General features: G+C 65.5%; 24 protein-coding genes. 13 read left to right on the top strand and 11 right to left on the bottom strand.

What is annotated here, in order from left to right:
* Nucleotides 1-17: 17 nt before the first annotated feature.
* From osmF to VL52_RS00370, 7 genes are all read right to left on the bottom strand, one after another.
* On the bottom strand, nucleotides 18-935 hold the full coding sequence (gene osmF, locus VL52_RS00400) for a glycine betaine ABC transporter substrate-binding protein OsmF (protein ID WP_046155219.1): 918 nt from the start codon (nucleotides 933-935) through the stop codon (nucleotides 18-20).
* Nucleotides 936-1,064: 129 nt separating this feature from the next.
* Entirely contained in the window at nucleotides 1,065-1,412 is a 348-nt protein-coding gene (locus VL52_RS00395) for a hypothetical protein (protein WP_046155218.1), read from the bottom strand.
* Between the two features lie 145 nt (nucleotides 1,413-1,557).
* Complete coding sequence (locus VL52_RS00390) at nucleotides 1,558-1,857, bottom strand: GIY-YIG nuclease family protein (RefSeq protein ID WP_046155217.1); 300 nt, start codon at nucleotides 1,855-1,857, stop codon at nucleotides 1,558-1,560.
* The gene (locus VL52_RS00385; protein WP_046155216.1) at nucleotides 1,844-3,427 is read right to left on the bottom strand and encodes a TerC family protein; all 1,584 of its coding nucleotides are present in this window, start codon (nucleotides 3,425-3,427) and stop codon (nucleotides 1,844-1,846) included. The genes VL52_RS00390 and VL52_RS00385 overlap by 14 nt, the downstream gene beginning before the upstream one ends.
* Before the next feature lie 130 nt (nucleotides 3,428-3,557).
* On the bottom strand, nucleotides 3,558-4,703 hold the full coding sequence (gene ccsB, locus VL52_RS00380) for a c-type cytochrome biogenesis protein CcsB (RefSeq protein ID WP_046155308.1): 1,146 nt from the start codon (nucleotides 4,701-4,703) through the stop codon (nucleotides 3,558-3,560).
* On the bottom strand, nucleotides 4,703-6,724 hold the full coding sequence (locus VL52_RS00375) for a cytochrome c biogenesis protein ResB (RefSeq protein WP_046155215.1): 2,022 nt from the start codon (nucleotides 6,722-6,724) through the stop codon (nucleotides 4,703-4,705). The genes ccsB and VL52_RS00375 overlap by 1 nt, the downstream gene beginning before the upstream one ends.
* A 128-nt stretch (nucleotides 6,725-6,852) precedes the next feature.
* On the bottom strand, nucleotides 6,853-7,467 hold the full coding sequence (locus VL52_RS00370) for a c-type cytochrome (RefSeq protein WP_046155214.1): 615 nt from the start codon (nucleotides 7,465-7,467) through the stop codon (nucleotides 6,853-6,855).
* A 92-nt stretch (nucleotides 7,468-7,559) separates the two neighbouring features.
* On the opposite strand from VL52_RS00370, the gene yihA reads away from it, so the two are divergent.
* Nucleotides 7,560-8,180 carry a ribosome biogenesis GTP-binding protein YihA/YsxC gene (gene yihA, locus VL52_RS00365; RefSeq protein WP_021475550.1) on the top strand — a complete coding sequence of 207 codons (621 nt, stop codon included), beginning with the start codon at nucleotides 7,560-7,562 and terminating at the stop codon, nucleotides 8,178-8,180.
* A gap of 204 nt (nucleotides 8,181-8,384) precedes the next feature.
* Here the strand turns inward: yihA and VL52_RS00360 are convergent, their stop codons facing one another.
* From VL52_RS00360 to VL52_RS23650, 3 genes are all read right to left on the bottom strand, one after another.
* On the bottom strand, nucleotides 8,385-9,197 hold the full coding sequence (locus tag VL52_RS00360) for a septal ring lytic transglycosylase RlpA family protein (RefSeq protein WP_231178476.1): 813 nt from the start codon (nucleotides 9,195-9,197) through the stop codon (nucleotides 8,385-8,387).
* Nucleotides 9,198-9,300: 103 nt separating this feature from the next.
* Nucleotides 9,301-9,765, bottom strand: a complete 465-nt coding sequence (gene trmL / locus VL52_RS23655; protein ID WP_021475552.1) for a tRNA (uridine(34)/cytosine(34)/5-carboxymethylaminomethyluridine(34)-2'-O)-methyltransferase TrmL — start codon at nucleotides 9,763-9,765, stop codon at nucleotides 9,301-9,303.
* Nucleotides 9,766-9,805: 40 nt separating this feature from the next.
* On the bottom strand, nucleotides 9,806-10,516 hold the full coding sequence (locus VL52_RS23650) for a ComFC family protein (protein WP_235429163.1): 711 nt from the start codon (nucleotides 10,514-10,516) through the stop codon (nucleotides 9,806-9,808).
* 98 nt (nucleotides 10,517-10,614) lie between these two features.
* On the opposite strand from VL52_RS23650, the gene bioB reads away from it, so the two are divergent.
* The 10 genes from bioB to VL52_RS00300 all read left to right on the top strand — a co-directional run bounded on the left by bioB (nucleotide 10,615) and on the right by VL52_RS00300 (nucleotide 21,435).
* The gene (gene bioB, locus VL52_RS00345) at nucleotides 10,615-11,598 is read left to right on the top strand and encodes a biotin synthase BioB (protein ID WP_082107249.1); all 984 of its coding nucleotides are present in this window, start codon (nucleotides 10,615-10,617) and stop codon (nucleotides 11,596-11,598) included.
* A 113-nt stretch (nucleotides 11,599-11,711) separates the two neighbouring features.
* Nucleotides 11,712-12,863 carry an 8-amino-7-oxononanoate synthase gene (bioF, locus tag VL52_RS00340; protein WP_046155211.1) on the top strand — a complete coding sequence of 384 codons (1,152 nt, stop codon included), beginning with the start codon at nucleotides 11,712-11,714 and terminating at the stop codon, nucleotides 12,861-12,863.
* Between the two features lie 115 nt (nucleotides 12,864-12,978).
* Nucleotides 12,979-15,822 (top strand): bifunctional diguanylate cyclase/phosphodiesterase, encoded by a 2,844-nt coding sequence (locus VL52_RS00335; protein ID WP_046155210.1) that lies wholly within the window; start codon nucleotides 12,979-12,981, stop codon nucleotides 15,820-15,822.
* Complete coding sequence (locus tag VL52_RS00330; protein ID WP_046155209.1) at nucleotides 15,812-16,429, top strand: class I SAM-dependent methyltransferase; 618 nt, start codon at nucleotides 15,812-15,814, stop codon at nucleotides 16,427-16,429. The genes VL52_RS00335 and VL52_RS00330 overlap by 11 nt, the downstream gene beginning before the upstream one ends.
* Before the next feature lie 24 nt (nucleotides 16,430-16,453).
* Nucleotides 16,454-17,218: a pimeloyl-ACP methyl ester esterase BioH gene (gene bioH / locus VL52_RS00325; RefSeq protein WP_046155208.1), complete on the top strand. Its 765-nt coding sequence runs from the start codon at nucleotides 16,454-16,456 to the stop codon at nucleotides 17,216-17,218.
* Nucleotides 17,215-18,120 (top strand): malonyl-ACP O-methyltransferase BioC, encoded by a 906-nt coding sequence (gene bioC / locus VL52_RS00320; protein WP_046155207.1) that lies wholly within the window; start codon nucleotides 17,215-17,217, stop codon nucleotides 18,118-18,120. Before bioH ends, bioC begins: the two co-directional genes overlap by 4 nt.
* Before the next feature lie 38 nt (nucleotides 18,121-18,158).
* Nucleotides 18,159-18,707 (top strand): GNAT family N-acetyltransferase, encoded by a 549-nt coding sequence (locus VL52_RS00315; protein ID WP_046155206.1) that lies wholly within the window; start codon nucleotides 18,159-18,161, stop codon nucleotides 18,705-18,707.
* Nucleotides 18,708-18,722: 15 nt separating this feature from the next.
* Nucleotides 18,723-19,622, top strand: coding sequence for a patatin-like phospholipase family protein (locus tag VL52_RS00310; protein WP_144410125.1), 900 nt, complete (start codon nucleotides 18,723-18,725; stop codon nucleotides 19,620-19,622).
* Nucleotides 19,623-19,705: 83 nt separating this feature from the next.
* Entirely contained in the window at nucleotides 19,706-20,356 is a 651-nt protein-coding gene (locus VL52_RS00305; RefSeq protein WP_046155204.1) for a glutathione S-transferase family protein, read from the top strand.
* 194 nt (nucleotides 20,357-20,550) lie between these two features.
* A complete protein-coding gene (locus tag VL52_RS00300; RefSeq protein WP_046155203.1) occupies nucleotides 20,551-21,435 on the top strand; it encodes a sterol desaturase family protein in 885 nt (294 codons plus the stop codon).
* Between the two features lie 66 nt (nucleotides 21,436-21,501).
* Here the strand turns inward: VL52_RS00300 and VL52_RS00295 are convergent, their stop codons facing one another.
* Nucleotides 21,502-22,185 (bottom strand): glycine zipper 2TM domain-containing protein, encoded by a 684-nt coding sequence (locus VL52_RS00295; protein ID WP_144410124.1) that lies wholly within the window; start codon nucleotides 22,183-22,185, stop codon nucleotides 21,502-21,504.
* A 349-nt stretch (nucleotides 22,186-22,534) separates the two neighbouring features.
* On the opposite strand from VL52_RS00295, the gene VL52_RS00290 reads away from it, so the two are divergent.
* Both VL52_RS00290 and VL52_RS00285 read left to right on the top strand, forming a co-directional pair.
* Entirely contained in the window at nucleotides 22,535-23,905 is a 1,371-nt protein-coding gene (locus tag VL52_RS00290) for an amino acid permease (protein ID WP_046155202.1), read from the top strand.
* A 327-nt stretch (nucleotides 23,906-24,232) separates the two neighbouring features.
* Complete coding sequence (locus VL52_RS00285) at nucleotides 24,233-25,609, top strand: amino acid permease (protein ID WP_046155201.1); 1,377 nt, start codon at nucleotides 24,233-24,235, stop codon at nucleotides 25,607-25,609.
* Nucleotides 25,610-25,622: the final 13 nt, after the last annotated feature.

Here is a 25,622-nt window from a genome sequence, read left to right as displayed (position 1 = left end):
GGCGGGCGTCCGCGGCGTCACTTGATGAAGCCCTTGCGCTTCAGGTAGCCGGCCGCCACCTGGCGCGCGTTGCGGCCTTCCAGCGCGATGCTGGCGTTGAGTTTCTGCAAGGTCGCTTCGTCCAGCGACTGGAACACCGGCTTGAGCCAGGCGGCGATCTCGGGATGGCGGGCCAGCGCGTCGGCGCGGATGATGGGCGTCGGCGCGTACACCGGCTGCACGCCCTGGGGATCGGCCAGCGCGACCAGGCCCAGCCCGGCCACCGGGCCGTCGGTGCCGTAGGCCATCGCCGCGTTGACGCCGGATGTCTGCTCGGCCGCGGCCTTGATGGTGGCCGAGGTGTCGCCGCCGGCCAGCGCCAGCAGCTGATCCTGGCGCAGCTTGAAGCCGTAGGCGTTCTGGAAGGCGGGCAGCGCGTCCGGCCGTTCGATGAACTCCGCCGAGGCGGCCAGCTTGAAGCGGCCGCCGCGGCCCAGCCAGGCGCCCAGGTCGGCCAGCGATTGCAGGCGATTGGCGGCGGCCACGTCGCGGCGCACGGCGATGGTCCAGGTGTTGTTGGCCGGCGCCGGCGCCAGCCAGACGATGCGGTTCTTGTCGTAATCCAGCTGCTTGACGCGCTGGTAGCCGGCGGCGGCGGATTTCCACGCCGGGTTCTTTTCGTCGGAGAAGAAGAAGGCGCCGTTGCCGGTGTATTCGGGATAGATGTCGATTTCGCCGGCGGCGATGGCGGTGCGCACCACCTTGGTGTTGCCCAGCGACAGCCGGCCCTCGGTCTTCACGCCGTGGGCCTGCAGCACTTGCTGGATGATATTGCCCAGCAATGCGCCCTCGGTGTCTATCTTGGAGCCGACGCGGACGGCGTCGGCCGCGCCGGCGGCGGAGGCCAGCAGGATGCCGGCCAGCAGCGCGGCGAAGCGGGACATGCGGTTTGACATGGATTTTCCCCGTGGCGGACCGGCCGCGCATGATGACGATGGCGTTTACTATACCGCCCATCGCGTGCTTGCGGCCAGCTTCGGGAAGGAGGGGACGCGCCGTCCGCTTTCGGCGCGCGAGGGGGACGGCTAGTTGCCGCTCTTGATCTGCTGGCTGACGCCGTTTTCTTCCTGGTTCAGCGTTTTCTGGTCCTGCTTGGTGATGTGGCCATGGTCGAGCTTGGACATGTCGCGTTCCTGCTGGCGGATGTTCTTGTCTTCCTTGTGCAGCTTATGCGCTTCGGCCTTGCTGATCTGGCCGCTCTTTTCTTCCTGCTTGATGCGGCGGTTCTGATTGGCCAGCCGCTTGTTCACTTCTTCGCGGCGCGGATGGTCTTTCTGCCACTGGGTTTCGTCGGCCAGCGCGGAGCCGGCGAAGGCCAAGCCGCAGGCGGCGAGCAGGGTGGCGGACAGGGTAGTGCGAGCGAGCTTGTTCATGGCGGTTCTCCCGTTGAGGCGCAGGCAAGGCTTGCCTGCACTTCAGCCTAAGCCTTACCGGGAGAGATAGTCTGGATAAGACATATGTACATATATGTAAATACGCCTGCCTTTACAGCTGTTTACAAAGTGCGTGGCGGCCGTGTCAGGATGCCCGATCGGCATCGCCGTGGACGCGCAGAAAATCCCGTTTGGCCGCGGCGGAGAGTTGTTTGAACGCGTGCTCGGCCCGCAGCGCGGCGGAGCGGCCGGGATATTCGATCACCAGTTCGACGGCGACCGGCGGATTGAGGCGGGTGTAGCGCGCGCCCTTGCCGGCCAGGTGCTGGCGATAGCGGCGCGCGACGTCGGTGCTGACGCCGGTGTACAGCGCGCCGTCGGCGCAGCGCAGCACGTAGAGAAACCAGGGCCTGGACGGCCCCGGCTCATGCTCAGATGGCGGCATCGAAGCCGTTGGCCAGCGGGCTGATCAGCACCCGTTCGGTGCGATTGCCCTTCTGCGCGGTGACGCGCAGCTTCCATTCGCCGACGGTCACTTCGTCGCCTTCGCGCGGGATGCGCTCCAGGCAGTCCATCAGCAGGCCGGCCACGGTGTGGAAGTCTTCGTCCTCGAAGTCGCCCAGCGCCAGGTACTGCTCCAGCGTGACGAGCTCCAGGCTGCCTTCGACGTCGTAGCTGCCGTCGCCGTTCACCACGATGGCCGGGCGCTCGTGGCGCTCGTGCTCTTCCGGGAATTCGCCGGCGATCGCCTCCATCAGGTCTTTCTGGGTGACGATGCCTTCCAGGCTGCCGAACTCGTTGACCACGAAGGCCATGTCGGCGGCGTTCTGGCGGAAGCTTTCCAGCGCCTTCAGCACGGTGACGGTTTCCGGCAGCACCAGCGGCTGGCGCAGCGCGGCGTCGATGTCGAGCGCGCGGCCGTCCAAGAGCTGGGCCAGCAGATCCTTGCGGGCGACGATGCCCAGGGGCTCGTCTATGCTGCCGTCGCGGATCACCACCAGGCGGGAGTAGGGGCTGTCGCGCAGCGCCTGGCGCTGGGCCGCTTCCGGCTGGCTCAGGTCCAGGCGGTGGATGTCGGCGCGCGGGGTGGCGATCACGCGGATCGGCCGCTCGGCCAGGGTCAGCACGCTGTGTATCATCGCGCGCTCGTTGTGGCCGAAGGCGGTGTCCTCCACCTGCTGCGGGCCGGCCTCGGGCTTGGCCTCGTCGGCGCTGGCGGCGGTCAGGCGGCTGCCCATCAGGCTCAGCACCGCGTTGGCGGTGCGCTCGCGGAAGCTTTGCGAGCGGTTCAGGTAGCGGATGCGGTTGGCCTGCGACACCTGGTTGAAGGCCTCGATCAAGACCGAGAAGCCGATCGCCGCATACAGATAGCCCTTGGGAATATGGAAGCCGAAGCCGTCGGCGATCAGGCTGAAGCCGATCATCAGCAGGAAGCCCAGGCACAGCATCACCACGGTCGGATGGGCGTTGACGAAGGCGGTCAGCGGCTTGCTGGCGGCGATCATCAGGATCATGGCGATGATCACGGCCAGCATCATCACCGGCAGGTGTTCGGACATGCCGATGGCGGTGATCACCGAGTCGATCGAGAACACCGCGTCCAGCACCAGGATCTGCGCCACCACGGTGGCGAAGGCGGCGTAGGCGCGCTGGCCGCCGCTCTTGACGTGGTCGACGCCTTCCAGCCGCTCATGCAGCTCGGTGGTGGCCTTGAACAGCAGAAACACGCCGCCGCCCAGCATGATCAGGTCGCGGCCGGCGAAGCCGACCCCCATGACCGAGAACAGCGGCGTGGTCAGCGTGACCAGCCAGGAGATGCTGGCCAGCAGGATCAGGCGCATGACCAGGGCCAGCGACAGGCCGACGATGCGGGCGCGGTCGCGTTGTTCCGGAGGGAGTTTGTCGGCCAGGATGGCCACGAAGATCAGGTTGTCTATGCCGAGTACGATCTCGAGGACGATCAGCGTGAAAAGGCCCAGCCAGGCGGCGGGGTCGGACAGCCATGAAAAGTCCATGATGGTGTAACGCGTTCCTTGTGCGATAAAAAAGCGATAAAAACGCTACAAGGATACCAAATGCCAGCGTTCCGGACAGGGAAAATGCGAAAAGCCCGGCAGGTGCCGGGCTTTGGAGAGGCCGCGGGGTTTACAGGCCGCCGTAGGAATGCAGGCCGGACAGGAACATGTTGACGCCGAGGAAGGCGAAGCTGGTGACGGCCAGGCCGATCACCGCCCACCAGGCCAGCGGCGCGCCGCGCCAGCCCTTCACCAGCCGGATGTGCAGCCAGGCGGCGTAGTTCAGCCACACGATCAGCGCCCAGGTTTCCTTCGGGTCCCAGCTCCAGTAGCCGCCCCAGGCGTCGGCCGCCCACATCGCGCCCAGGATGGTGGCGATGGTGAAGAACAGGAAACCGACGGAGATGGCCTGGTACATCATTTCGTCCAGCACCTCGGCCGCCGGCAGGCGGTCTTTCAGCCAGCCCTTCTGCGCCAGCAACTGGCCGATGCCCAGCATGGCGGCCAGCGAGAAGGCGCCGTAGCCGACGAAGTTGGCCGGCACGTGGATTTTCATCCACCACGATTGCAGCGCCGGGATCAGCGGCTGGATGCCGTGCGCCTGGCGGTCGAAGCTGTACCACAGGATGAAGCCGACCGCGGCGCTGATCACCGGCAGCACCAGCGCGCCGGATTGCGCGGCGGCGAACTTGGCCTGGTAGTACAGATACATCAGCGCGGTGATCAGCGTGAACAGCACGAACACTTCGTACAGATTGGACACCGGGATGTGGCCGACGTCGGGCGCGATCAGATAGCTCTCGTACCAGCGCACGAACAGGCCGGCTAGACCCATCACCGATGCGGCCCAGGTCAGGCCGGCGCCCATCCGCGCCAGCTGCGCCGAGCGGCGGGCCAGGCCTATCCAGTAGACGGCGGTGGCCAGGAAGAACAGCGAGCACATCCACATGATCGCCGACTGGCTGGACAGCGCGTACTTGAGCCAGAACGCGCTCTGGCCGCGGGCCAGGTCATGCTGGTACAGCTGGATGCCCAGCAGCGCCAGCGCGCCCGCCAGCGGGAAGAACCAGCGCCAGGCTGGCCAGAACCAGCCCAGCGCCACCAGGCCCAGCGCCGAGCCGGCCAGGATGGCCTGCTCGTAGCCGTCCATCGCGTGGTGGTAGAGGGAGAAGGCGTAGCCGGCGGCGACGGCGATCAGCAGCGCGTACGCCCAGTCCCGGCGGTCCAGCCGCCGCCATAGCGGCAGGCGGTCGAATCTCGTTGTTGCCAGTTCCATCATAGTCCCCGTGTCAGCTGTTTGATCGCGTCGAGATGACGCTGGAAGTCGGTATCCAGATCGCGGTTGTGGCGGTTGGCGGTCATCGCCACCCGCAGTTTGCGGCCATCTATGCGTATCCACAGGCGCAGTTCTCGCACATAGAACATTAGCACGATGCCCAGCACCAGCAAGACCGATCCCAGATAGACCAGCATCTTGCCCGGCGAGCGGGTCAGCTGCAGGCCGGACGACTGCACCTGGTCGAAGCCCTCCAGTTGCAGGAACACCGGCGAGCCGTAGTCCTGCAGCGCGCTGGCGGCCACCAGGCCGTCCAGCAGGAAGCGGTAATGGGCGGCGTCGGCGGCCAGCGGCTTGGCGCCGGCCTTGTCGTCGGCCACCGCCATCACGTCCACCACCGCGCCCTGCAGGATCTTGATATAGGTCTGCGCCACCGCCTGGCGCTTGTCGGCCGGCACCCGCTCGTCGAGGAACTGCTCCAGCGCGGAGAAGCCGCCCGAGGCGAAGCGCTCCAGCACGCCCTTGACGCTGTCGCCGAACTGCTTGGCCAGCTTGTCGTCGATCACGCCGCCCTGCTGCGCCTTGCGGGTGGCGCGCGCGGCGATCTCGCCGTACAGCGCCGGGTTGCGCAGCGCGGCGTACAGGCGCATGAAGCGGTCGACCTGCATGTCGTCGTCCAGCGGCAGGCGCAGGTACTGGAAGGGATCGGCCGGGGTCTTGCGCATGCCGGCCATCAGGTAGCTGGCACCGTCCTGCGCGATCGGCGCCATGTAGTGGACGTATTCCACCGCCTGGCCCTGGGTGTCGCGCAGCTTGAAGGTGATGGACGGGCCGTAGTTTTTCAGATCCTTGTGCAGCTTCACCTCGCGCGCGTCGTGCATGCGCTGGGTGAGGGTGGGATCGCCTTCGCCCGGCTTGGCGACGTTTTCGATGTTGAACACCCTGAGCTCGCCGAATTCCAGCGCGTAGTCCTTGCCGTTGGCGCGCAGCGGCTGGCTGTTCATCGACACGCCTTTCAGTTCGGCCGGCGCGCCGCCGGGAGCGGCCAGGTTCCAGGCCTTCAGCCGCAGCGGCGAGCCGCCGTCGCCGAAGCTGGACTGGTAGATGGCGACGCCGTCGACGATCAGCGGGTGGTTGACCTGGACCGTGGCCTCGGTGGTCTTGCCGCTTTTCTTGTCGGTGACCACGATGTCGCTGGCGAACAGCTTGGGCATGCCGTTGCTGTAGTAGGCGACGTGGAATTTCTTCAGCGAGACGATGAAGGGCAGCTCCTGCACCAGGTAGCCGTTGCCGGAATTGAGGAAGGTGACGTCGGCGCTCTTGCCCTCGGCGATGGTGACGTTGCCGCGGAAGGACAGGTTGGACGGCCCCAGCCGGCTCTGCTCGGGAATCTGGCTTTGCGGGAGGTCGCGGGTTTCCGGCACGATGCGGCCGGCCACTTCCGCGAGCTTCAGCGGCAGGTTGCCGTCCAGCAGGCCGCCGACGCAGATCACGATCAGCGCGATGTGGGCGAGGAAATAGCCGAGCTTGCCGGCGGCGCCCTTCTTGGCGGCGATCAGCTTCACGCCGCCGTCGCGCTCGGCTTCGCGCCAGCGGAAGCCCTGGCCGCGCAGATAGCCCAACAGGCGCGGCAGATCGACTTCCTCGGCCTCCAGCGCCTGGCTGTGCGGCATCGCCGCCAGCGAGTTGTCGCCGGCCTTTTCGCGGTAGCCGCGCATCTGCTTGATGAAGCCCGGGCCGTTGCGCACGATGCACAGCGTGGTGGACAACACCAGGAAGGCCAGGATGATCAGGAACCAGGCCGAATGGTAGACGTCATACAAGCCGAGCAGCTCGAAGGCCTGGAACCAGAACTGGCCGAATTCGAAGGCGTAGTTGGGATAGGGCTCGTTTTGCTTGAGCACGGTGCCTATGATGGAGGCGATGCCGAGCACGGTGAGCAGCCCGATGGCGAAGCGCATCGAGCTGAACAGCTCGTACAGCGCGCGGGACAGGGTTTGGCGACGGTGTGTGGTTTTCATTGTTATGAGCGTGAAAAAGGAAGCCCGTTCGGGGCTTCCCTTTTGAACGGGCCGGAGCGGCAAAGTTGCGTCCGCCCGCGCGGCTGTCGCCGCGCGGCATGTCGGGCTCCGGCGGGAGAGGGCACGGCTCAGCGCAGGCCGGAAATGTACTCGGCCACCGCCTTCATCTCGGCATCGGTCATCCGGCCGGCGATATCGGTCATCATCAGATTCTTGCGGTCGGCGCCGGCCTTGAAGTCGGCCAGCTGCTTGGCGATGTAGCCGGCGTGCTGGCTGCCCACGCGCGGGAACTGCTCGGGCAGGCCCTTGCCGGCCGGGCCGTGGCAGGCCATACAGGCGGGCACGTGGCTGGCGGGGTTGCCGACGCGGTATATCTTGGCCCCCAGCGGCAGCAGCGCCTTGTCGGCCGCTTCGCGGTCCTTGGGTTTTTGCTGGCTGAAGTAGGCGGCCAGGTTGTGCATGTCGTCGTCGGACAGGCCGGCGGTCATGCCCAGCATGGTCGGGTTTTTGCGTTCGCCGGTCTTGAAGGCCTTGAGCTGGCTATACAGATATTGCTGGCTCTGGCCCGCGATGGTCGGATTGGCCGCTGCGACGCTGTTGCCGTCGACGCCATGGCAGGCGGCGCACACGGTGTCCACGATCTGCTTGCCTTTCGCCGGGTCACCCTTGGCCGCCGGGGAGGCTGCCAGCACGTTGCCGGCCAGGGTGAGGGATGCCATCGCCAACAGCATTTTACGTCTCATGGTCGCTCCTTTAGGGTGAGCCCCTAAAATATCTGTAAAAGTAGCAATTCCAAACCTGTTATTCTATACCAATTGATTTCAACCTTACTACCATGTCGATTTTTCAGAACGCCCGGTTTTATACCACCGTCAACCACATGAAGGACCTGCCGGCCACCCGCGCCGAGGTCGCCTTCGTCGGCCGATCCAACGCCGGCAAGTCCAGCGCCATCAACACGCTGGCCAACCGCACCCGGCTGGCCTATGTGTCCAAGACGCCGGGACGCACCCAGCACATCAACTTCTTCGAGCTGGGCGACGAGTGCTTCCTGGTGGACCTGCCGGGCTACGGCTACGCCGAAGTGCCGGAAGCGGTGCGGGCCCACTGGGTGGAGCTGCTGGGCCGCTACCTGCAGACCCGGCAGAGCCTGATCGGCCTTCTGTTGATTATGGACGCCCGCCATCCATTGAAAGACCTGGATCGCAGAATGCTGGAATTTTTCCGCGTCGCCGGCCGTCCGGTGCACATCCTGCTGTCCAAGGCCGACAAGATGTCGCGCCAGGAGCAGAACAAGGTGCTGGCCGAGGTGAAGCGCGAACTGGCCGACTATCCGTCGGTCAGCGTGCAGATGTTCTCCAGCCTGAAGAAGACCGGCGTCGACGAGGTGGAACAGGTGGTCAAGGGATGGTTCGACGCGCTGCCGCCGCAGGACGACGGCATGGCGGAACTTTGAGCGACGGGCTCCGCCTAAGCTTGCAGGTGCTCCGCACCTCCCGCTTGGCTCCCTGAGCGGGGCCTGAATCGTTGCTATCCAGGCTTTGCCCCGGCTTCTCGGCCGGGGCTTTTTATTGGGTTGGGCGGCAGACGGGCATGAAAAAAGGCGAAGGATGAATCCTTCGCCTTTTGCCCTGTTGCCATACGATTCAAGCACGGACCATCACAAGCTGGTGATGACGGTCTCCACGTGCAGGTTTTCCGCTGCGTTGCGCACCGCCTCGTCTGTCGAGAACGGTCCCAGGCGCACCTTGTATGCGCCCTGCTGGTTGACGATGCCGAGCTTGGAGTCGTACTTGTCGTCCAGCCCGTCCAGCGTCTTCTGCAGCAGCGCCTCGGCGTTGGCCAGCGTGTTGAACGAGCCAAGCTGCAGATACTTCGGATTGTCGCCCGCCCTGAGCTCCCGGCCCACAGGCTGGGTCACCGGCTGCGCGGAGGCGGAGTAGGTGCTGTCTTCGGCCGGCCAGACGCGATCGATCGCGATCTTGGCGCTGCCCTGCTGGATGAAGCCCAGCTTGTAGGCGGCGGCGTAGGACAGATCCATCAGGCGCTTCTTGTGAAACGGACCGCGGTCGTTCACGCGAACTACTACCGACTTGCCGTTGGTCAGATTGGTCACCCGGGCATAGCTCGGGATCGGCAGGGTCGGATGGGCCGCAGTCATCGCGAACATGTCGTAGCGTTCGCCAGAGGACGTCTTGCGGCCGTGGAACTGCTTGCCGTACCAGGAGGCACGGCCGACGGCGTGATACGGCTTTTCACGCACATCGGGACGGAAGCTCATGCCCAGCGCCGAGTAAGGCAGGTTGGCCGACTTGATAAGCGGCTCGTCCTGCGGAACGGCGTCGGGAACCAGGCTCAGGTTGACCGGGATATGATCGGCCGGACCGTCGTTCTGGAAATAAGCTCCGTTTTTGGCAACGGACTTCTTGTTAGTCGGCGAAGCCGACTGGTTTGTGGCACTGGCCGTCTTCACAGTGGAACAGGCCACAAGCACTAGACTGACAAATAGAAGCCACAGCCATCGGAGAACAGGTTGCATAAACCTCCCTATGCTGTTGGGCCAACTTTGCGAACCGCTATACCCCCCCTTCGAAACCGAGCTGGCGCCAAGCCTCGAACACCGTCACAGCGACGGCATTGGAGAGGTTGAGGCTTCTCGACTCGGGACGCATCGGCAGTCGAATCCTTTGCTGCGCCGGCAGGGCAGCCAGCACGTCTTGCGGCAAGCCGCGGGATTCGGGACCGAACAGAAAAACGTCCCCGGGTTGGTAGGAAATCCGGTCATGGCGCGTAGCGCCCTTGGTCGTCGCGGCGAAGATCCGCCGTCCCTGAAGCGCACGCAAACAAGCGTCCCAATCTTCATGGACGACGACGCGGGCATACTCGTGGTAATCGAGCCCTGCGCGCCGCAACTTGGCATCCTCAAGCGGGAAGCCCATGGGTTTGACCAGATGCAGTTCACAGCCGGTGTTGGCACATAAACGAATCACATTGCCCGTGTTGGGCGGAATTTCCGGCTGAAATAGAACAACAGTGAACATCGTTGGCAGGCTGGATTGTTCCAAAGAATCAAAATCTTGGTCAAGTTTTTAGGGAAAATGCTCGGGCAAGCACCCATGCGTCGACCCGTTTCGCGCCTTGTTTTTTGATCATTTTAGACAAGGCGGAGAGGGTTGCGCCGCTGGTCGCGACGTCGTCGACGATCGCGATGGAAAGCCCGTCGCACCGGCGTTTTACGTCGAATGCATGGCGAACGTTTCGCAGTCTTTCGGCGCGGCCGAGCGAGGCTTGCGGCAAAGTGTTGCATTTTCGCCAACACAGACTGTCCGAAAAACGGCTGTTTATTGTATCAGCGAACGCTTTGGCAAGCTCGGAACTCTGATTGAAGCCCCTTTCGGCCAGTCGCGGGCCTGCCAGCGGAACAGGAATGACTAAATCGTATTTATGGTCTTGACAGCGGGCAAATTCGGTGAGCAAACCAGAAAGCGCGCCAGCCAGCTGCAGCCGCCGGCCGTACTTGTAGGCATGGATCAGGCCGTTCAGAGGGTAAGCGAACAGATAGGGAACATGCAGCGCGTCGAACGCCGGCGGCTGGCGCTGGCAGTGTCCGCACAGCGCGCCGCCGACTGTCGGTTCCGCGCAACGCGGGCAGCGCTCCGCCGGCATCCGCGGCAGCATCGCCCGGCAGCCTTCGCACAGACCCTCTCGGGCGTGCGGCTGCCCGCATAGCACGCATTTCTGATTAATTATTGAGCAGTTGTCAATTATTAACTTTCTAATATTTGACAGCATGTCGACCACCCTCCAAGATTTTGTCGCCTGCCCATCGGGGCAGGGTGACGAGCCGCACGGCTCGCAGTGAGAATGACAAACAGCTATTGGAGCATACGATGCATTCTGCCACGATGGTACTCAAGCGCCCGGCCACCCCGCATCCGGAAAACACTAATTGGAGCGTAGACGATGTAGAGGCGCTGTTGGGCCTGCCTTTCATGGAGCTGGTGTTCCGCGCCGCCGAAATCCATCGCCAGTTCTTCGACCCGACCAAGATCCAGTTGTCGACGCTGGTGTCGATCAAGACCGGCGGCTGTCCGGAGGATTGCGGCTATTGCCCGCAGTCGGTGCACCACGACACGCCGGTGGCCGACCAGCCGATGATGACGGTGGACGAGGTGGTGGACGCGGCGCGCCAGGCCAAGGCCAACGGCGCGGGGCGCTTCTGCATGGGCGCGGCCTGGCGCGGCCCCAAGGACGCCGATCTGCAGAAAACGCTGGAGATGGTGCGCGAAGTGAAGGCGCTGGGCCTGGAGACCTGCGCCACTTTCGGCCTGCTGCGCGACGGCCAGGCCGAGCAGTTGAAGGACGCCGGCCTGGATTATTACAACCACAATCTGGACACCGCGCCGGACAAGTACGCCGACATCATCCAGACCCGGGAGTACGAGGACAGGCTGGACACCTTGGGCAAGGTGCGCAAGGCGGGGCTGTCGGTGTGCTGCGGCGGCATCGTCGGCATGAATGAGACCCGCGCGGACCGCGCCGGGCTGATCGCCCAGCTGGCCAATCTGGACCCGCAGCCGGAGTCGGTGCCGGTCAATAATCTGGTGCAGGTGGTGGGCACGCCGCTGCAGAACGCCGAGCGGCTGGACTGGACCGAGTTCGTGCGCACCATCGCGGTGGCGCGGATCACGATGCCGGCCAGTTACGTCAGGTTGTCGGCCGGCCGCCGCGAAATGGATGAAGCCACCCAGGCGCTGTGTTTCCTGGCCGGCGCCAATTCCATTTTCTACGGCGACAAATTGCTGACCACCGGCAATCCGGACGTGGTGGCCGACCAGGCATTGATGTCCAAGCTGGATTTGCAGGCACTGTAAAAAACATTAGCAATTCTGTACTGTAGCCTTAAATGGAAACATATATATAGTGTGTCGCACCGGGGCGGGCAGCTGCCGCGGTTTGGTCAACAACGTAAAAGAGTGCAATCGCCATGCGCCTCCAAGACCTGTCCGCAGCCCTGCTGGAATTGGACGCCAGCCATCGTCGCCGTTACCGGGCGACGCTCGAGTCGCCGCAAGGCGTCGATATTGTCATCGATGGCGAGGAATACCTGTCTTTCGCCAGCAACGATTATCTCGGCCTGGCCGATCATCCCTCCCTGGTGCGTGCGCTGCAGCAAGGCGCCGACCGCTGGGGCGCCGGCAGCGGCGCCTCCCATCTGCTGACCGGCCACACGCGGGCCCACCAGCAGGCGGAAGAAGAGCTGGCCGGCTTCGTCGGCCGCGAGGCGGCGCTGTTGTTCGGCTCCGGCTACGCGGCCAATCTGGCGGTGCTGACCAGCCTGGCGGGGCGCGGCGACGCGGTGTTCGCCGACAAGCTCAACCACGCCTCGCTGAATGACGGCTGTCTGTTGTCGAGGGCCGATTTCCAGCGGTTCCGCCACAACGACCTTGATCATCTGGAACAACTGCTGGCCGCCAGCGACGCGCCGACCAAGCTGATCGCGGTGGACGCCGTGTACAGCATGGACGGCGACCAGGCGCCGCTGCCGGCCTTGCTGGCGCTGGCCGAGCGTTACGACGCCTGGCTGTATGTCGACGACGCCCACGGTTTCGGCGTGCTGGGCGACGGCCGAGGTTCGGTCGCCGCGCACGATCTTTCCAGCGAGCGGCTGATCTATATGGCGACGCTGGGCAAGGCCGCCGGTCTGGCCGGCGCCTTCGTCGCCGGCGGCAGGCCGTTGATCGACTGGCTGGTGAACAAGGCCCGCACTTATATCTTCACCACCGCCCAGCCTCCGGCGCTGGCGGCCGCGGTGGGCGTCAGCCTGCGGCTGATCGCCGAGGCCGGCGAGCGCCGCGAGCGGCTGGGGCAGTTGATCGCCCGCTGCCGGCAGCGGCTGGACGGCACCCCTTACGCCGGCCAATCCGCCACGCCGATCCAGCCCTTCGTCGTCGGCTCGGATGAGAACGCGGTTCGGCTGGCCGACGCGCTGCGGCGGCAGGGCTACTGGGTGCCGGCGGTGCGGCCGCCGACGGTGCCGGAAAACGGCTCCCGGCTGCGGATCTCGCTGTCGGCCCGACATGAGCTTTCCCAATTGGACGCATTACTGGATCTGATGCTGAGCCAGGCGGCAAACTGAAGCCTGGCGTGGCGGAAGGCGTCCGCGCCACATGAAAACGTTCAAGCCCGGGGCATTTGCCCCGGGCTTTTGTCTGGCTGCGGACTTTCTCGGCGTCCCGTACTACGATAACGACATGAAGAGCACGGCAGAATATCTGGACGATCCGGAACGGGCCGCGGCCCGCGCTTTGTCGTTATTGCAAGGCCTGGGCGGTTTGAGCGCGGCGGCCGCATGGGGACGGAACGGGGCGGCGTGGCGGCGGCTGGCGGCGTTCGGCGATGCCGACGGCCTGCCCGACGGCGAGACCTTGTCCGCGGGAGAGTCGCTGCCGGCAGGCGCGGGCGCGCAAGCGCTGCGGGCGGGGGGCCAATCCTTGGGATGGCTGGTGTGGCGGGGCGCGCCGCCGGCGCAGCTGGAGACCGTGGCGGCGCTGCTGGCCGGCCATCTGCAGTGCGACGCGTTGCGGGCCGAGCAGGCGGCCGCGCGCGCCGCCAATGAGACGATGCTGGAAATCAGTCTGCTGGCCGGCGAGTGTCCGGCGCTGGAGCGCATGTTGCCGCGGCTGCACCGGTTGATGCAGCGTCTGCTGGACGCCGACAATTTCGGCATCGCGCTGTACGACGAGGACTGCTCCGCGTTCCACTTCCCGTTCTACGTCGACCGGCGCGATCCGTCGCCGCCGGATCCGGAGCGGATCTTTCCGTTGGCCGGCCCCCATGCGTCCTTGACCGCCTGGCTGATGCGCGGGGGCGCGCCGGTGGTGCTGACCGGGGAGCGCATCGAGGAATTGTGCCGGCAGGAGGCGCTGGCGCCTCCGGCGCAGCTGCCGGCTTTCTGGATGGGCGCGCCGCTGGCCAACGCGGCCGACGAGCTGATCGGCGCGGTGGTGCTGCAGGTGTACGATGACCAGCCGATGCCGACATCGGCCGAACAGCAGTGGTTCATGTTCGCCGCCCGCCATGTCGGGTTCGTGCTGGACCGCGTGCTGTACCATGGCCGGCTGGAGCGGCAGGTGGCGCTGCGCACCAGCGAGCTGGAGGGCGCCAACGCGCGCCTGCGCGCCGAGGTGGCTGGCCGCAAGCGCGCGGAGAAATTTCAGGAGGTGCTGTTCCGCATCGCCGAATTGTCCAATACCAGCCTGTCGCTGGAGGCGTTTCTCAGCGGCCTGCACCGGCTGTTGCTGGAGATGGTGGCGGCGCGCAACTGCGTGGTGGCGTTGTACGACATGGGCAGCGACCTGATCAGCTTCCCTTATTGCGCCGACGAATACGCGTCGTCGCTGCGGGCGCGCAAGCCCGGCAAGGGCCTGATCGAGCAGGTGCTGCACAGCGGGCGGCCGCTGCTGCTGGATCCGTACGGCAGCTTGCCGGGCGTCGCGGCGGAGGAAGGGGAGATGCCGCCCAAGAGCTGGCTGGGCGTGCCGCTGTATTGCGACCACGAGCTGCTGGGCGTGCTGGCGGTGCAGAGCTACGACGGCGAGGTGGTGTACGGCTACCGGGACCAGGAGGTGCTGGAGTTCGTGGCCAACCATATCGGCGCCGCGCTGGCTCGGGTGCGCGCGCTGGAGAGCCTGCAGCAGGCCTACGCCGACCTGGAGCAGCGGGTGCGCGAGCGCACCAGCGAGCTGGACGCGGTCAACGCCCAGCTGGAGTTCGACAGCCTGCACGATCCGCTGACCAAGCTGCCCAACCGCAATTATTTCTCCAAGGCGCTGCGCCGCGCCTGGGACGCCTACCTCGACGGCGGCGACCGCTTCGCCGTGGTGTTCATCGACCTGGACCGCTTCAAGCTGGTCAACGACACGCTGGGCCATCTGGCCGGCGACCACCTGCTGTTCGAGGCGGGGGCGCGCATCCGCGCCTGCCTGCGCCATTACGATTTCCTCGCGCGGCTAGGCGGCGACGAGTTCGCGGTGCTGATGTTCGGCATGGACGCGGTGGACGAGTGCGAGATCATCGCCCGCCGCATCGTCAGCGAGTTCGAGCGGCCGGTGATCCTGGCAGGTCGCGAGGTGTTCTCCACCGCCAGCGTCGGCGTGGTGCTGGCCGACCGCGCGCACTACCGCCAGGCCGACGACCTGCTGCGCGACGCCGACCACGCGATGTACTGCACCAAGCAGCAGGGCCGCCAGGGCTACACCTTGTTCAGCCACCAGCTGCGGATAGACCAGGCCGACCAGCTGGCGCTGGAGACCGAGCTTCGGCGCGCGCTGGAGGAGGAGGGCCAGCTGCTGCCCTACTACCAGCCTTTCATTTCCGCCGCCACCGGCGAGCTGGCAGGCTTCGAGACGCTGGTGCGCTGGCAGCATCCGCAGCGCGGGCTGGTGTCGCCGGGCGTGTTCCTGCCGGTGGCCGAGGAGAGCGGACTGATCACCCGGCTGGACCGCTACATGATCAACGCCGCCTGCGCCCAGCTGCGGGCCTGGCGGGCCGAGGGGCGGGTGGACGAGGACTGCGCGCTGCACATCAACCTGTCGTCGGCCAATTTCCGCGACCCGGACCTGGTCGGCTGGATAGGCGAGCGCATCGCCCATTACCAGCTGCCGCCGGCGATGCTGCATCTGGAAATCACCGAGAGCGCGCTGATCGACCAGCCCGAGGCCGCCGCCACCGCGATGCAGGCGCTGCACGGTCTGGGCGTCAGGCTGGCGCTGGACGATTTCGGCACCGGCTATTCGGCGCTGTCCTATCTGCACCGCTATCGTTTCGACGTGCTGAAGATAGACCAGTCCTTCGTGTTCGACCTGGATCGCAAGCAGGAGTCGGTGGCCATCGTCCGCGCCATCCTGGCGCTGGCGCGCGCGCTGGACCTGGACGTGGTGGCCGAGGGGGTGGAGACCGCCAGCCAGCAGGCGATGCTGAAGGAAATGGGCTGCGGCATGCTGCAGGGCTTCTATTTCGCGAAGCCGGCGCCGGCCTGGGCGCTGGACTGGGACAAGCTGGCGCGCCTCGGCAGGGAGCCGGACCGTGTGGCGTGAGTGCGCGAACCGCTTCAACCGCTGGCGTTACGATCTGTACGCGCCGGTGTACGACAAGGTGGCGCAGGGCTTCGCCCGCCACCGCCGCCGCTCGATCGGCCTGCTCAACCCGCAGCCGGACGAGCGCTTGCTGCTGGTCGGCGCAGGCACCGGCCTGGACCTGGATTTCCTGGTGCGCTGCCGCCATATCACTGCGATAGACATCGCGCCGGCGATGCTGGCGCGGCTGCGCGAGCGCGCGGCCAAGCTGGGCATGGAGGTGGACGCCAGGGTGATGGACGGACAGAAGCTGGACTTTCCCGACGCGAGCTTCGACGCGGTGGCGCTGCATCTGACGCTGGCGGTGGTTCCCAATCCGCGGGCCTGCCTGCTGGAGGTGGAGCGGGTGCTGAAGCCGGGCGGCCGGGTGGCGGTGTTCGACAAGTTTCTGGCCGACGGCGGGCGGGCGCCGCTGTGGCGGCGCGCCGGCAATCTGCTGGCGCGCGCCATCGCCACCGACATCAACCGCCGGCTGGGCGACATCGTTTCGGTTACCAAACTGCAACCTTTTCACGACGAAGATGCCGGCTTCGGAGGTTTCCTTCGCATCGTACTCTTGCGAAAATAGCGTTTTCGCCCAATTTGACTGTTCATGAATCTGTTTGTCGAAACGCAGGGCCAGGGACCGGACGTGGTCATGCTGCACGGCTGGGGGCTGCACGGCGGCGTGTTCGCCCGGGTGGCCGAACAACTGGCGACGCGTTTCTGCGTCCACCTGGTGGATCTGCCGGGCCACGGCGCGTCGCCGGCGCTGCAACGCTTCGACGCCGACGCGGTGGCCGATCTGCTCGCGGCCCAATTCCCGTTGCCGGCGCAGGTGGTGGGCTGGTCGCTCGGCGGCCTGATCGCCCAGCACTGGGCCGCCCGCCATCCGGCCCAGGTGAAAAGCCTGGCGCTGGTGGCCACCAGCCCGCGTTTCGTCCGCGACGAAACCTGGCCGCACGCGCAAGAGCGCAAATCGATAGAAGCCGTCGCCCAGAGCCTGGACGGCGCGTTCGAGCAGACGCTGGAGCGCTTCCTCGCCTTGCAGATGATGGGCGCGCCGGCGGCGCGCGACACGTTGAAGGCGCTGCGCGGCGAATTGTTCTCCCATGGCCGGCCGCAAGGCCTGCTGCCGGCGCTGCAGCTGCTGCTGGAGGCCGACGCGCGCGCGCTGGCCGGCCGCATCCAGTGCCCGACCGCGCTGTTCTACGGCGCGCGCGACGCGATCACCCCGATCGGCGCCGGCCGCTGGCTGGCCGAGTCGCTGCCCGACGCCGTCCTTTACGAATTCCCGCAGGCGTCGCACGCGCCCTTCCTGTCCCATGAGCAGGATTTCGTGCGCGCGCTTGCCGAGCATCTGGAAACCCAGGCATGAGTGAAGCGTTTTACACCGACAAGGCGCGCGTGCGCGCCTCGTTCGAAAAGGCCGCGGCCAGCTACGATTCCGCCGCGGTGCTGCAGCGCGAAGTGTCCGACCGCATGGCGGAACGGCTGGATTACATCAAGCATCAGCCGGCGGTGATCCTCGACGCCGGCGCCGGCACCGGCTACGGCTCGGCCGAGTTGCGGCGGCGTTATCCGCAGGCGCGGGTGATCGAGCTGGACCTGGCGCACGCGATGCTGCAGGCCTCGCGAGAGCGCGGCCGATCCGGCGACGGCTTGCTGAAGAAGCTGTTCAAGCCCAGCCAGCCGTGGCAGATCAACGCCGACATCGAAAAACTGCCCTTGGCCGACGCCAGCGTCGACATGATCTGGTCCAATCTGACCATTCAATGGATCAACGAGCCGGACCGGATGTTCGCCGAGATGCGCCGGGTGCTGAAGCCGGACGGCATGCTGATGTTTTCCACGTTGGGGCCGGACACGCTGTTCGAACTGCGCGACGCCTTCGCCGGCGTGGACGGCGCCACCCACGTCAACCAGTTCATCGACATGCACGACATCGGCGACGCGCTGATGCGCGCCGGTTTCGCCGAGCCGGTGATGGACATGGAAAAAATCGCGCTGACCTACGACGACGCCCGCGCGGTGATGCGCGACCTGAAAGCGATAGGCGCGCACAATGCCACCGCCGGCCGCGGCCGCGGCCTGATGGGCAAGCAGGCTTGGCGCAAGGTGGAGGCCGCGTACGAGCGGCACCGCCGCGACGGCAAGCTGCCGGCCAGCTACGAGGTGGTGTACGGCCACGCGTGGAAGGGCACCGAAAAGAAGCTGGCCAAGATGATCGACGACGGCCGCCAGGTGATCGAATTCGTCAAGAAGGCACCCAAGCCCTGACGGCGGACCGCCGCCGCGCAACTTAAAGAAAGTTAGCCATGGAGTTGGAAATCCGTCCCGCGCGTCCGGGCGACGCGGCTTCTCTCGCCGCGCTGTCCATCCAGGTGTGGCTGAGCACCTATGCCATCGACGGCATCCGCCAGGCGTTGGCCGACTATGTGCTGACGGAATTCACGCCGGAAAAGATGGCGGCCTTGATCGCCGATCCGGCGCGCCAGCTGCTGGTGATGGAGAAGAACGGCCATCTGCTGGCTTATGCGCAGCTGAAATCGGATGAGGCCTGCGCCGGCTGCGACGACCCGTCGTCGGAGGTGGAGCGGGTTTACCTGATGGAGAACCATACCGGACAAGGCCTGGGGCGGCGGCTGATGGCGGCGGCGCGTCAATGGGCTGCAGCGCAGCCCGGCCAGCCGCGTTTGTGGCTGAGGGTGTGGCACGGCAACGAACGCGCGATCGCCTTCTACCGCCGCATCGGCATGGCTGTTCATGGCGAAACCGATTTCGAATTGGAGGGCGCGAAGCATCTGAATTACGTGATGCTGGACCCCGCGCCCGTTGGGGCGGTCCTGGCGGCCGCCGATGTCTGAAAGACCGATGCAATCATGATTAGCAAGAGCATTCTACGTCCCGCGCTGCTGGCCGGGATCGCGTCCCTATTATCCGCCTGCATGAGCGCCGCGCCGCCGGACAGCGGCCAGGTCGCCAAGCCGCTGCAGAAACCCAGGATCGCGCTGGCGCTGGGCGGCGGCGCGGTGAAGGGCTTCGCCCACATCGGCGTGATCAAGGTGCTGGAAGGCGCCGGCATCACGCCGGACATCATCGTCGGCACCAGCGCCGGCAGCGTGGTGGGCAGCCTGTACGCGTCCGGCCTGACCGGCATGCAGCTGCAGCAGCGCGCGATCGCGCTCGACCAGGCCGACCTCACCGACTGGACGCTGTCCACCAAGGGAGTGATCAAGGGCGAGAAGCTGCAGAACTGGATCAATGCCCAGGTGGGCAACCGCCCGCTGGAAAAACTGGGCAAGCCGTTCGCCGCGGTGGCCACCGAGCTGGATTCCGGCCGCCGGGTAGTGTTCCGCACTGGCAACACCGGCCAGGCGGTGCGCGCCTCGGCCAGCATCCCCAACGTGTTCCTGCCGGTGAAGATAGGCGGCAAGAGCTATGTCGACGGCGGCCTGGTCAGCCCGGTTCCGGTCAGCGCCGCGCGCGAAATGGGCGCGCAGTTCGTCATCGCCGTCGACATCACCGGCCGCCCCAAGGCCGGCCGCGCCACCGGTTTCCTGTCGATGCTGGACCAGAGCCTGAGCATCATGAACGGCTCGGCGCTGGCGCAGGAATTGAAGCAGGCCGACGTGGTGATCCACCCGAATGTGCTGAATATCGGCTCGGCCGAGTTCGAGGCCCGCAACCAGGCCATCCTGGAGGGCGAGAAGGCGGCGCAGCAGATGCTGCCGCAGATCCGCCAATTGCTGCAGCAAAAGAGCCTGGCGCTGGCTAAATAAGGGAATAGGCTGGATGATGTAGGCCGCGCGCCGATGCCTGGCCCCGCATCGGCGCTTACGAACCCATCGCTATTGGAGTCGGCATGATCAAACTGCACGGTATTCCGCTGTCTCCCTACTACAACAAGGTGAAGATCGCCTTGCTGGAGAAGGGGGTCAATTTCCAGGAAGTGGTGACGACGCCTTCGCAAGAGGACGAGCTGCTGGAAAAGAGCCCGATGGGCAAGATTCCCTTCGTCGAGATCAACGGCCACCCGCTGGCCGAGTCCACGGTGATCCTGGAGTGGCTGGAGGACGCCTACCCCACCGCCTCGCTGCTGCCGCCGACGCCCAACGGCCGGGCGCTGGCGCGCGAGCTGACCGCGATGCTGGAGCTGTACGTGATGCTGCCGGCCAGCCCGCTGATCCGCCACATGCTGAAAGGCACCCGGCCGGAGCCGGAGAAGTGCGAGGAGATCCGCCAGGCGCTGGCGCGCGGCATCGGCGCGGTGGCCAAGCTGGCGCAATGCCGCCCATGGCTGGCCGGCGAGGACTTCAGCTTCGCCGATCTCAGCGCCGCCGGCATCCTGCCGGTGGTGGCGCGCCTGAGCCAGACTTTTCTCGGCGAGGACATGACGCAGCGGCTGGAAGGCTGTAGCGACTACCTGCGCCGTCTGGGCGAGCGCCCCAGCGTGGCGCGGGTGTGGAGCGAGCGCGACGCCTCGCTGGCCGCGCTGATGGCCCGGCGCGACTGAACAATGCGCTGGCCGCGGCATGCGGCTGTCTTGCGGTTTGGCGGCCATCTCCCCGGTTGGGCGATGGCCGCTTTTCATATGGTTTTCCCGCCACAGCGGGCGGGGAAAGCGTGTCGGCCGGGTTGCCGCGGTTGACAGCCCATCGTGCATAGAGCTTACACTCCAATCAAGTGTTTGCTCTATGGCGGGCTGCGATGAAATTTCCGATTGAATTGATCCTGCTGGCGCTGGCGCCGGTATTCCTGCTGTTCGTCGCCTGGGAGTTGTGGCTGTTCCGGCGCCAGGGCCGGCTTGGCCTCTACAATTGGCGCGATTCGCTGTGCAGCGCGGCGCTGGGCCTGCTGCACCAGGGAGCGGACAAGCTGGCCTGGGTATTGGTGCTGCCGCTGTACGGCTGGATCTACCAGCACCATCGGCTGTTAGATTTTTCCGATAGCGGGCTCAGTTTCTTGCTGTTGTTTCTCGGCCAGGATTTCCTCTATTACTGGTTCCACCGCGTCAGCCACCGCGTGCGTTGGCTGTGGGCGGCGCACAGCGTCCACCACAGCTCGACGCGGATGAACTTCACCACCGCCTTCCGTCAGAGCCTGATGTATCCGCTGGCCGGCATGTGGGCGTTCTGGCTGCCGCTGGCCTGGGTCGGTTTCCCGCCCGAGCAGGTGGTGGGAGTGGTGTTGCTCAACCTGGCCTTCCAGTTCTTCGTCCACACCCAGGCTTCGCCCAAGCTGGGCTGGTTGGAGTACGTGTTCAACACGCCCTCGATACATCGCGGCCACCATGCCAAGAACCCGCGCTACATCGACCACAACTACGCCGGCGTGCTGGTGGTCTGGGACCGGATGTTCGGCACCTATGCCGAGGAGTTGGCCAGCGACCCGTGCGACTATGGCACGGTGAAGCTGGTCAACAGCTTCAATCCGCTGTGGGTCAGCCTGGTGGAGTGGCGCGACATGCTGGCCGAGGCCTGGCGCGCCGATGGCTGGCGCGACCGGCTGGTGTTGCTGTTCGGCCCGCCGGAGGCGGCGGAGAAGGTGGCGGAACGGCAGCGCGCCGGCGAGGCGAGGCGGGCCGCGGCCTGAGGCCTTGAATGGAAAAAGGCCCGGCGATGCCGGGCCTTGTCTCTTGCTGAGGCCAATCCGCCGGGATCAGATCAGCAGCTTGCCGTCTTTGGCAGGCAGCGTCTTGCCCTTCGGCTTTTCGTCCATGCGCACGGTGCCGGTCTTGCCGTCCAGCGAGTAGCGCACGTTGTAGCCGACGATTTTCTCCGTCTTTGTTTCTTCAGTGTTGCAGATGGTGCGGGTGCCGGTCACTTGGTCGCGTTGCTGCATGCCTTCCTGTACCCGGTTGCCGGCGTAGCCGCCGGCCAGCGCGCCGATTACGGTGGCCGCCTTCTTGCCGTTGCCGCCGCCTACCTGGTTGCCCAGCAGGCCGCCGACCACGCCGCCGAGCACAGAGCCGGCAATGCGGTTTTCATCCTGCACCGGCGCCTGGTGCACCACTTGCTCCTGGTGGCAGACCTGCTTGGGCTCGGTGCCGGCCTCGCGGATAGGCGTCACGCCCAGGATCTTGGCGTGTGTCGCGTGGACCGGCTTGGGCGCGGCGGCCGCCACCGGGGTGGAGGCCTGCGGCGCCGCCTGCGCGAGGGTGGACGAGGCCGCGCTGGGCGAGAGCGCCTGGATGGCCGGAGCCGAGGCCTGGGCCAGCGGGGCGCTGGCGACGATGGCGGCTTCCGGTTTCGACGACTTCATGGCCTGGATGCCGGCCACGCCCACCGCGCCGAGCGCGATGCCGCCGCCGAGCACGCTGGCGATCAATACGGATTGTTTCATTGTTCTCTCCCTGATGTGACGCACGGGTCACTCAATGCCTTCGACTGGGATTATCGACAAACAGTTGCAAGAGCTGTGTGTGGCATTTGTCACTGCAGGTAACGGAACGTTCGTGCCGGACATGGGGCGGCGGATGCGGAAAATTCGCAGCTAGATAGGTCTGATTGAGCAATTTATGGTTTGAAGTTGCAGAAAACGGGGAATTTTATTTTTAATATTCAATCATTGTGCATATTTTGGGCATTTATATTGTATCCAATGGTTTGACGGCAATGTCGTGCTGATGTTTAGATGATCGCGCACCCGTCCGGGCGCGCGTTTGGCGCCCGCACCTCAAGGAGAATTCATAGTGAGCGAAGCCCACACCGGTTTGCAGCGACAGCTGAAAAACCGCCATATCCAGCTGATCGCGCTGGGCGGCGCCGTCGGCACCGGCCTGTTCCTCGGCTCGGCCAGCGTGTTGAAGTCGGCCGGCCCCTCGATGATCCTCGGCTACGCCATCGCCGGCTTCATCGCCTTCATGATCATGCGCCAATTGGGCGAGATGGTGGCCGAGGAGCCGGTGGCCGGCTCGTTCAGCCACTTCGCCTACCGCTACTGGGGCAGCTTCCCCGGCTTCTTGTCCGGCTGGAACTACTGGGTGCTGTACGTGCTGGTGAGCATGGCCGAGCTGACCGCGGTCGGCGCCTACGTCCAGTACTGGTGGCCGCACGTTCCGGCCTGGCTGACCGCGCTGGTGTGCTTCGTCTGCATCAACGGCATCAACCTCGCCAACGTCAAATCCTACGGCGAGACCGAGTTCTGGTTCGCGTTGATCAAAGTGGCGGCGGTGATCGGCATGATCGTCTTCGGCGGCTACCTGCTGCTGTCCGGCACCGGCGGCCCGCAGGCTTCGGTCAGCAATCTGTGGAACGACGGCGGCTTCTTCCCGCACGGTGTCAAAGGCCTGTTCATGATGATGGCGGTGATCATGTTCTCCTTCGGCGGCTTGGAGCTGATCGGCATGACCGCGGCCGAGGCGTCCGACCCGCAGAAGACCATCCCCAAGGCGGTGAACCAGGTGATCTACCGCATCCTGATCTTCTACATCGGTTCGCTGGCGGTGCTGTTGTCGCTGTACCCGTGGAGCAAGGTGGCCGCCGGCGGCAGCCCCTTCGTGATGATCTTCGAGCAGATCGGCGCCGGATTCACCGCGCACGCGCTGAACTTCGTGGTGCTGACCGCCGCGCTGTCGGTGTACAACAGCTGTGTCTACGCCACCAGCCGCATGCTGTTCGGCCTGGCCAGGCAGGGCAACGCGCCGCGCGCGCTGGGCAAGCTGGACACGCGCGGCGTGCCGGTTTACGCGACGCTGTTCTCCGCGGTCGCCACTTTCGCCTGCGTGATCCTGAACTACCTGCTGCCGGGCGAGGCGCTGGGCCTGCTGATGTCGCTGGTGGTGGCCGCGCTGGTCACCAACTGGGCGATGATCAGCCTGACCCACCTGAAGTTCCGCCGCGCCAAGAGCGGCCAGAAGCTGGTGTTCCCGTCGTTCTGGTTCCCGCTGTCCAACTGGATCTGCCTGGCCTTCATGGTGATGATCCTGGGCATCCTGCTGTTCACGCCGGGCATGGCGGTGTCGGTTTACGTGCTGCCGGTGTGGCTGGGCTTGTTGTGGGCGGGCTTCCGAATGAAGCGCGCGAAGCAGCCGGACGCCGAACTGGCGCGCCAGCTGCCGTAAACCGCGGCGCCGGCCTGTCGGGCCGGCTTCGCGATGCCAGGCCGCCTCTTGGGGCGGCCTTGTCATTGGTGGCATGGCTATCAAGCATTGGACTTTTTGTCCGATAATTGATCTTGAGAGATGGCGGCTCGATGCGAACCGAGCCTGCGTCTTTGACGAATTGCCCTGATTTGTTTTAGTCTTTCTTTGACTTGTACTGATTGGTACGTATTTCAACGAGTTGTGCGGTTGGTTTGTATTGGACATTTTGTCCGATTTTGGGTGGTTCCCCGATAAGCTCCCTGTTTCCAGCGCCGTTCCAATTCACCCACATATGGAGGCGCCAAGGTGAGCGTTCCCTCGACTTACGGCGGTTTGAAGCGCGAGCTGAAAAACCGGCATATTCAGTTGATCGCATTGGGCGGCGCCATCGGCACCGGCCTGTTCCTCGGCTCGGCCAGCGTGCTGAAGTCAGCCGGGCCCTCGATGATTCTCGGCTACGCGGTCGCCGGCTTCGTCATCTTCCTGATCATGCGCCAGCTTGGCGAAATGCTGACCGAAGAGCCGGTGGCCGGCTCGCTCAGCCATTTCGCCGGCCGCTACTGGGGCAGGTTCCCGGCTTTCCTGGCCGGCTGGAACTATTGGGCGCTGTATGTGCTGGCCGGCATGGCGGAACTGACCGCCGCCGGCGAATACGTCCGCTACTGGTGGCCGGAGGTGCCGACCTGGCTGACCGCGCTGGTCTGCTTCGCGGCGATCACCGGGGTTAACCTCGCCAGCGTCAAATACTATGGCGAGACCGAGTTCTGGTTCGCGCTGATCAAGGTGGGCGCGGTGATCTCGATGATCGTATTCGGCGGCTACCTGCTGCTGTCCGGCACCGGCGGTCCGCAGGCCTCGGTCGGCAATCTGTGGAACGACGGCGGTTTCTTTCCGCACGGCTTCGGCGGACTGTTCATGTCGATGGCGGTGATCATGTTCTCCTTTGGCGGCCTGGAGCTGATCGGCATGGCCGCCGCGGAGACCCGCGATCCGCAGAAAACCATCCCTCGGGCGGTTAACCAGGTGATCTACCGCGTGCTGATCTTCTACATCGGTTCGCTGGCGGTGCTGTTGTCGCTGTACCCGTGGAGCAAGGTGGCCGCCGGCGGCAGCCCCTTCGTGATGATCTTCGACCAGATCGGCGTTGGCTTCGCCGCGCACGCGCTTAACTTCGTGGTGCTGACGGCGGCGCTGTCGGTGTACAACGGCGGCGTTTACGCCACCAGCCGCATGCTGTTCAGCATGGCGGAGCAGGGCAACGCGCCGCGCGGCCTGGGCAAGGTGGACAAGCGCGGCGTGCCGGTGAACGCCACCCTGGCTTCGGCGCTGGCCACCTTCGTGGGCGTGATCGTCAACTATCTGCTGCCCAGCAGCGCGCTGGCGCTATTGATGTCGCTGGTGGTGACGGCGCTGGTGATCAACTGGGTGCTGATCAGCCTGACCCACCTGAAGTTCCGCCGCGCCCGCGCCGGCCGCCGCTCGCTGTTTCCGGCGCTGTGGCATCCGTTCGCCAATTGGCTGTGCCTGGCCTTCATGGCGGCGATACTCGGCGTGATGTTGTTCACGCCCGGCATCGCGGTGTCGGTGTACGTGTTGCCGTTGTGGCTTGGCCTGTTGTGGCTGGGTTTCCGGCTGCGCGGCGCGCCGCGCGCCGAGGGCGAGCTGGCGGCCGAGAATGCTTGAGCGCGCACGCCGG

Source organism: Chromobacterium vaccinii (assembly GCF_000971335.1).
Taxonomy (GTDB): Bacteria; Pseudomonadota; Gammaproteobacteria; order Burkholderiales; family Chromobacteriaceae; genus Chromobacterium; species Chromobacterium vaccinii.
The sequence above is the reverse complement of the archived record's forward strand: the minus strand, read 5'-3'. Positions and strand labels throughout refer to the sequence as shown.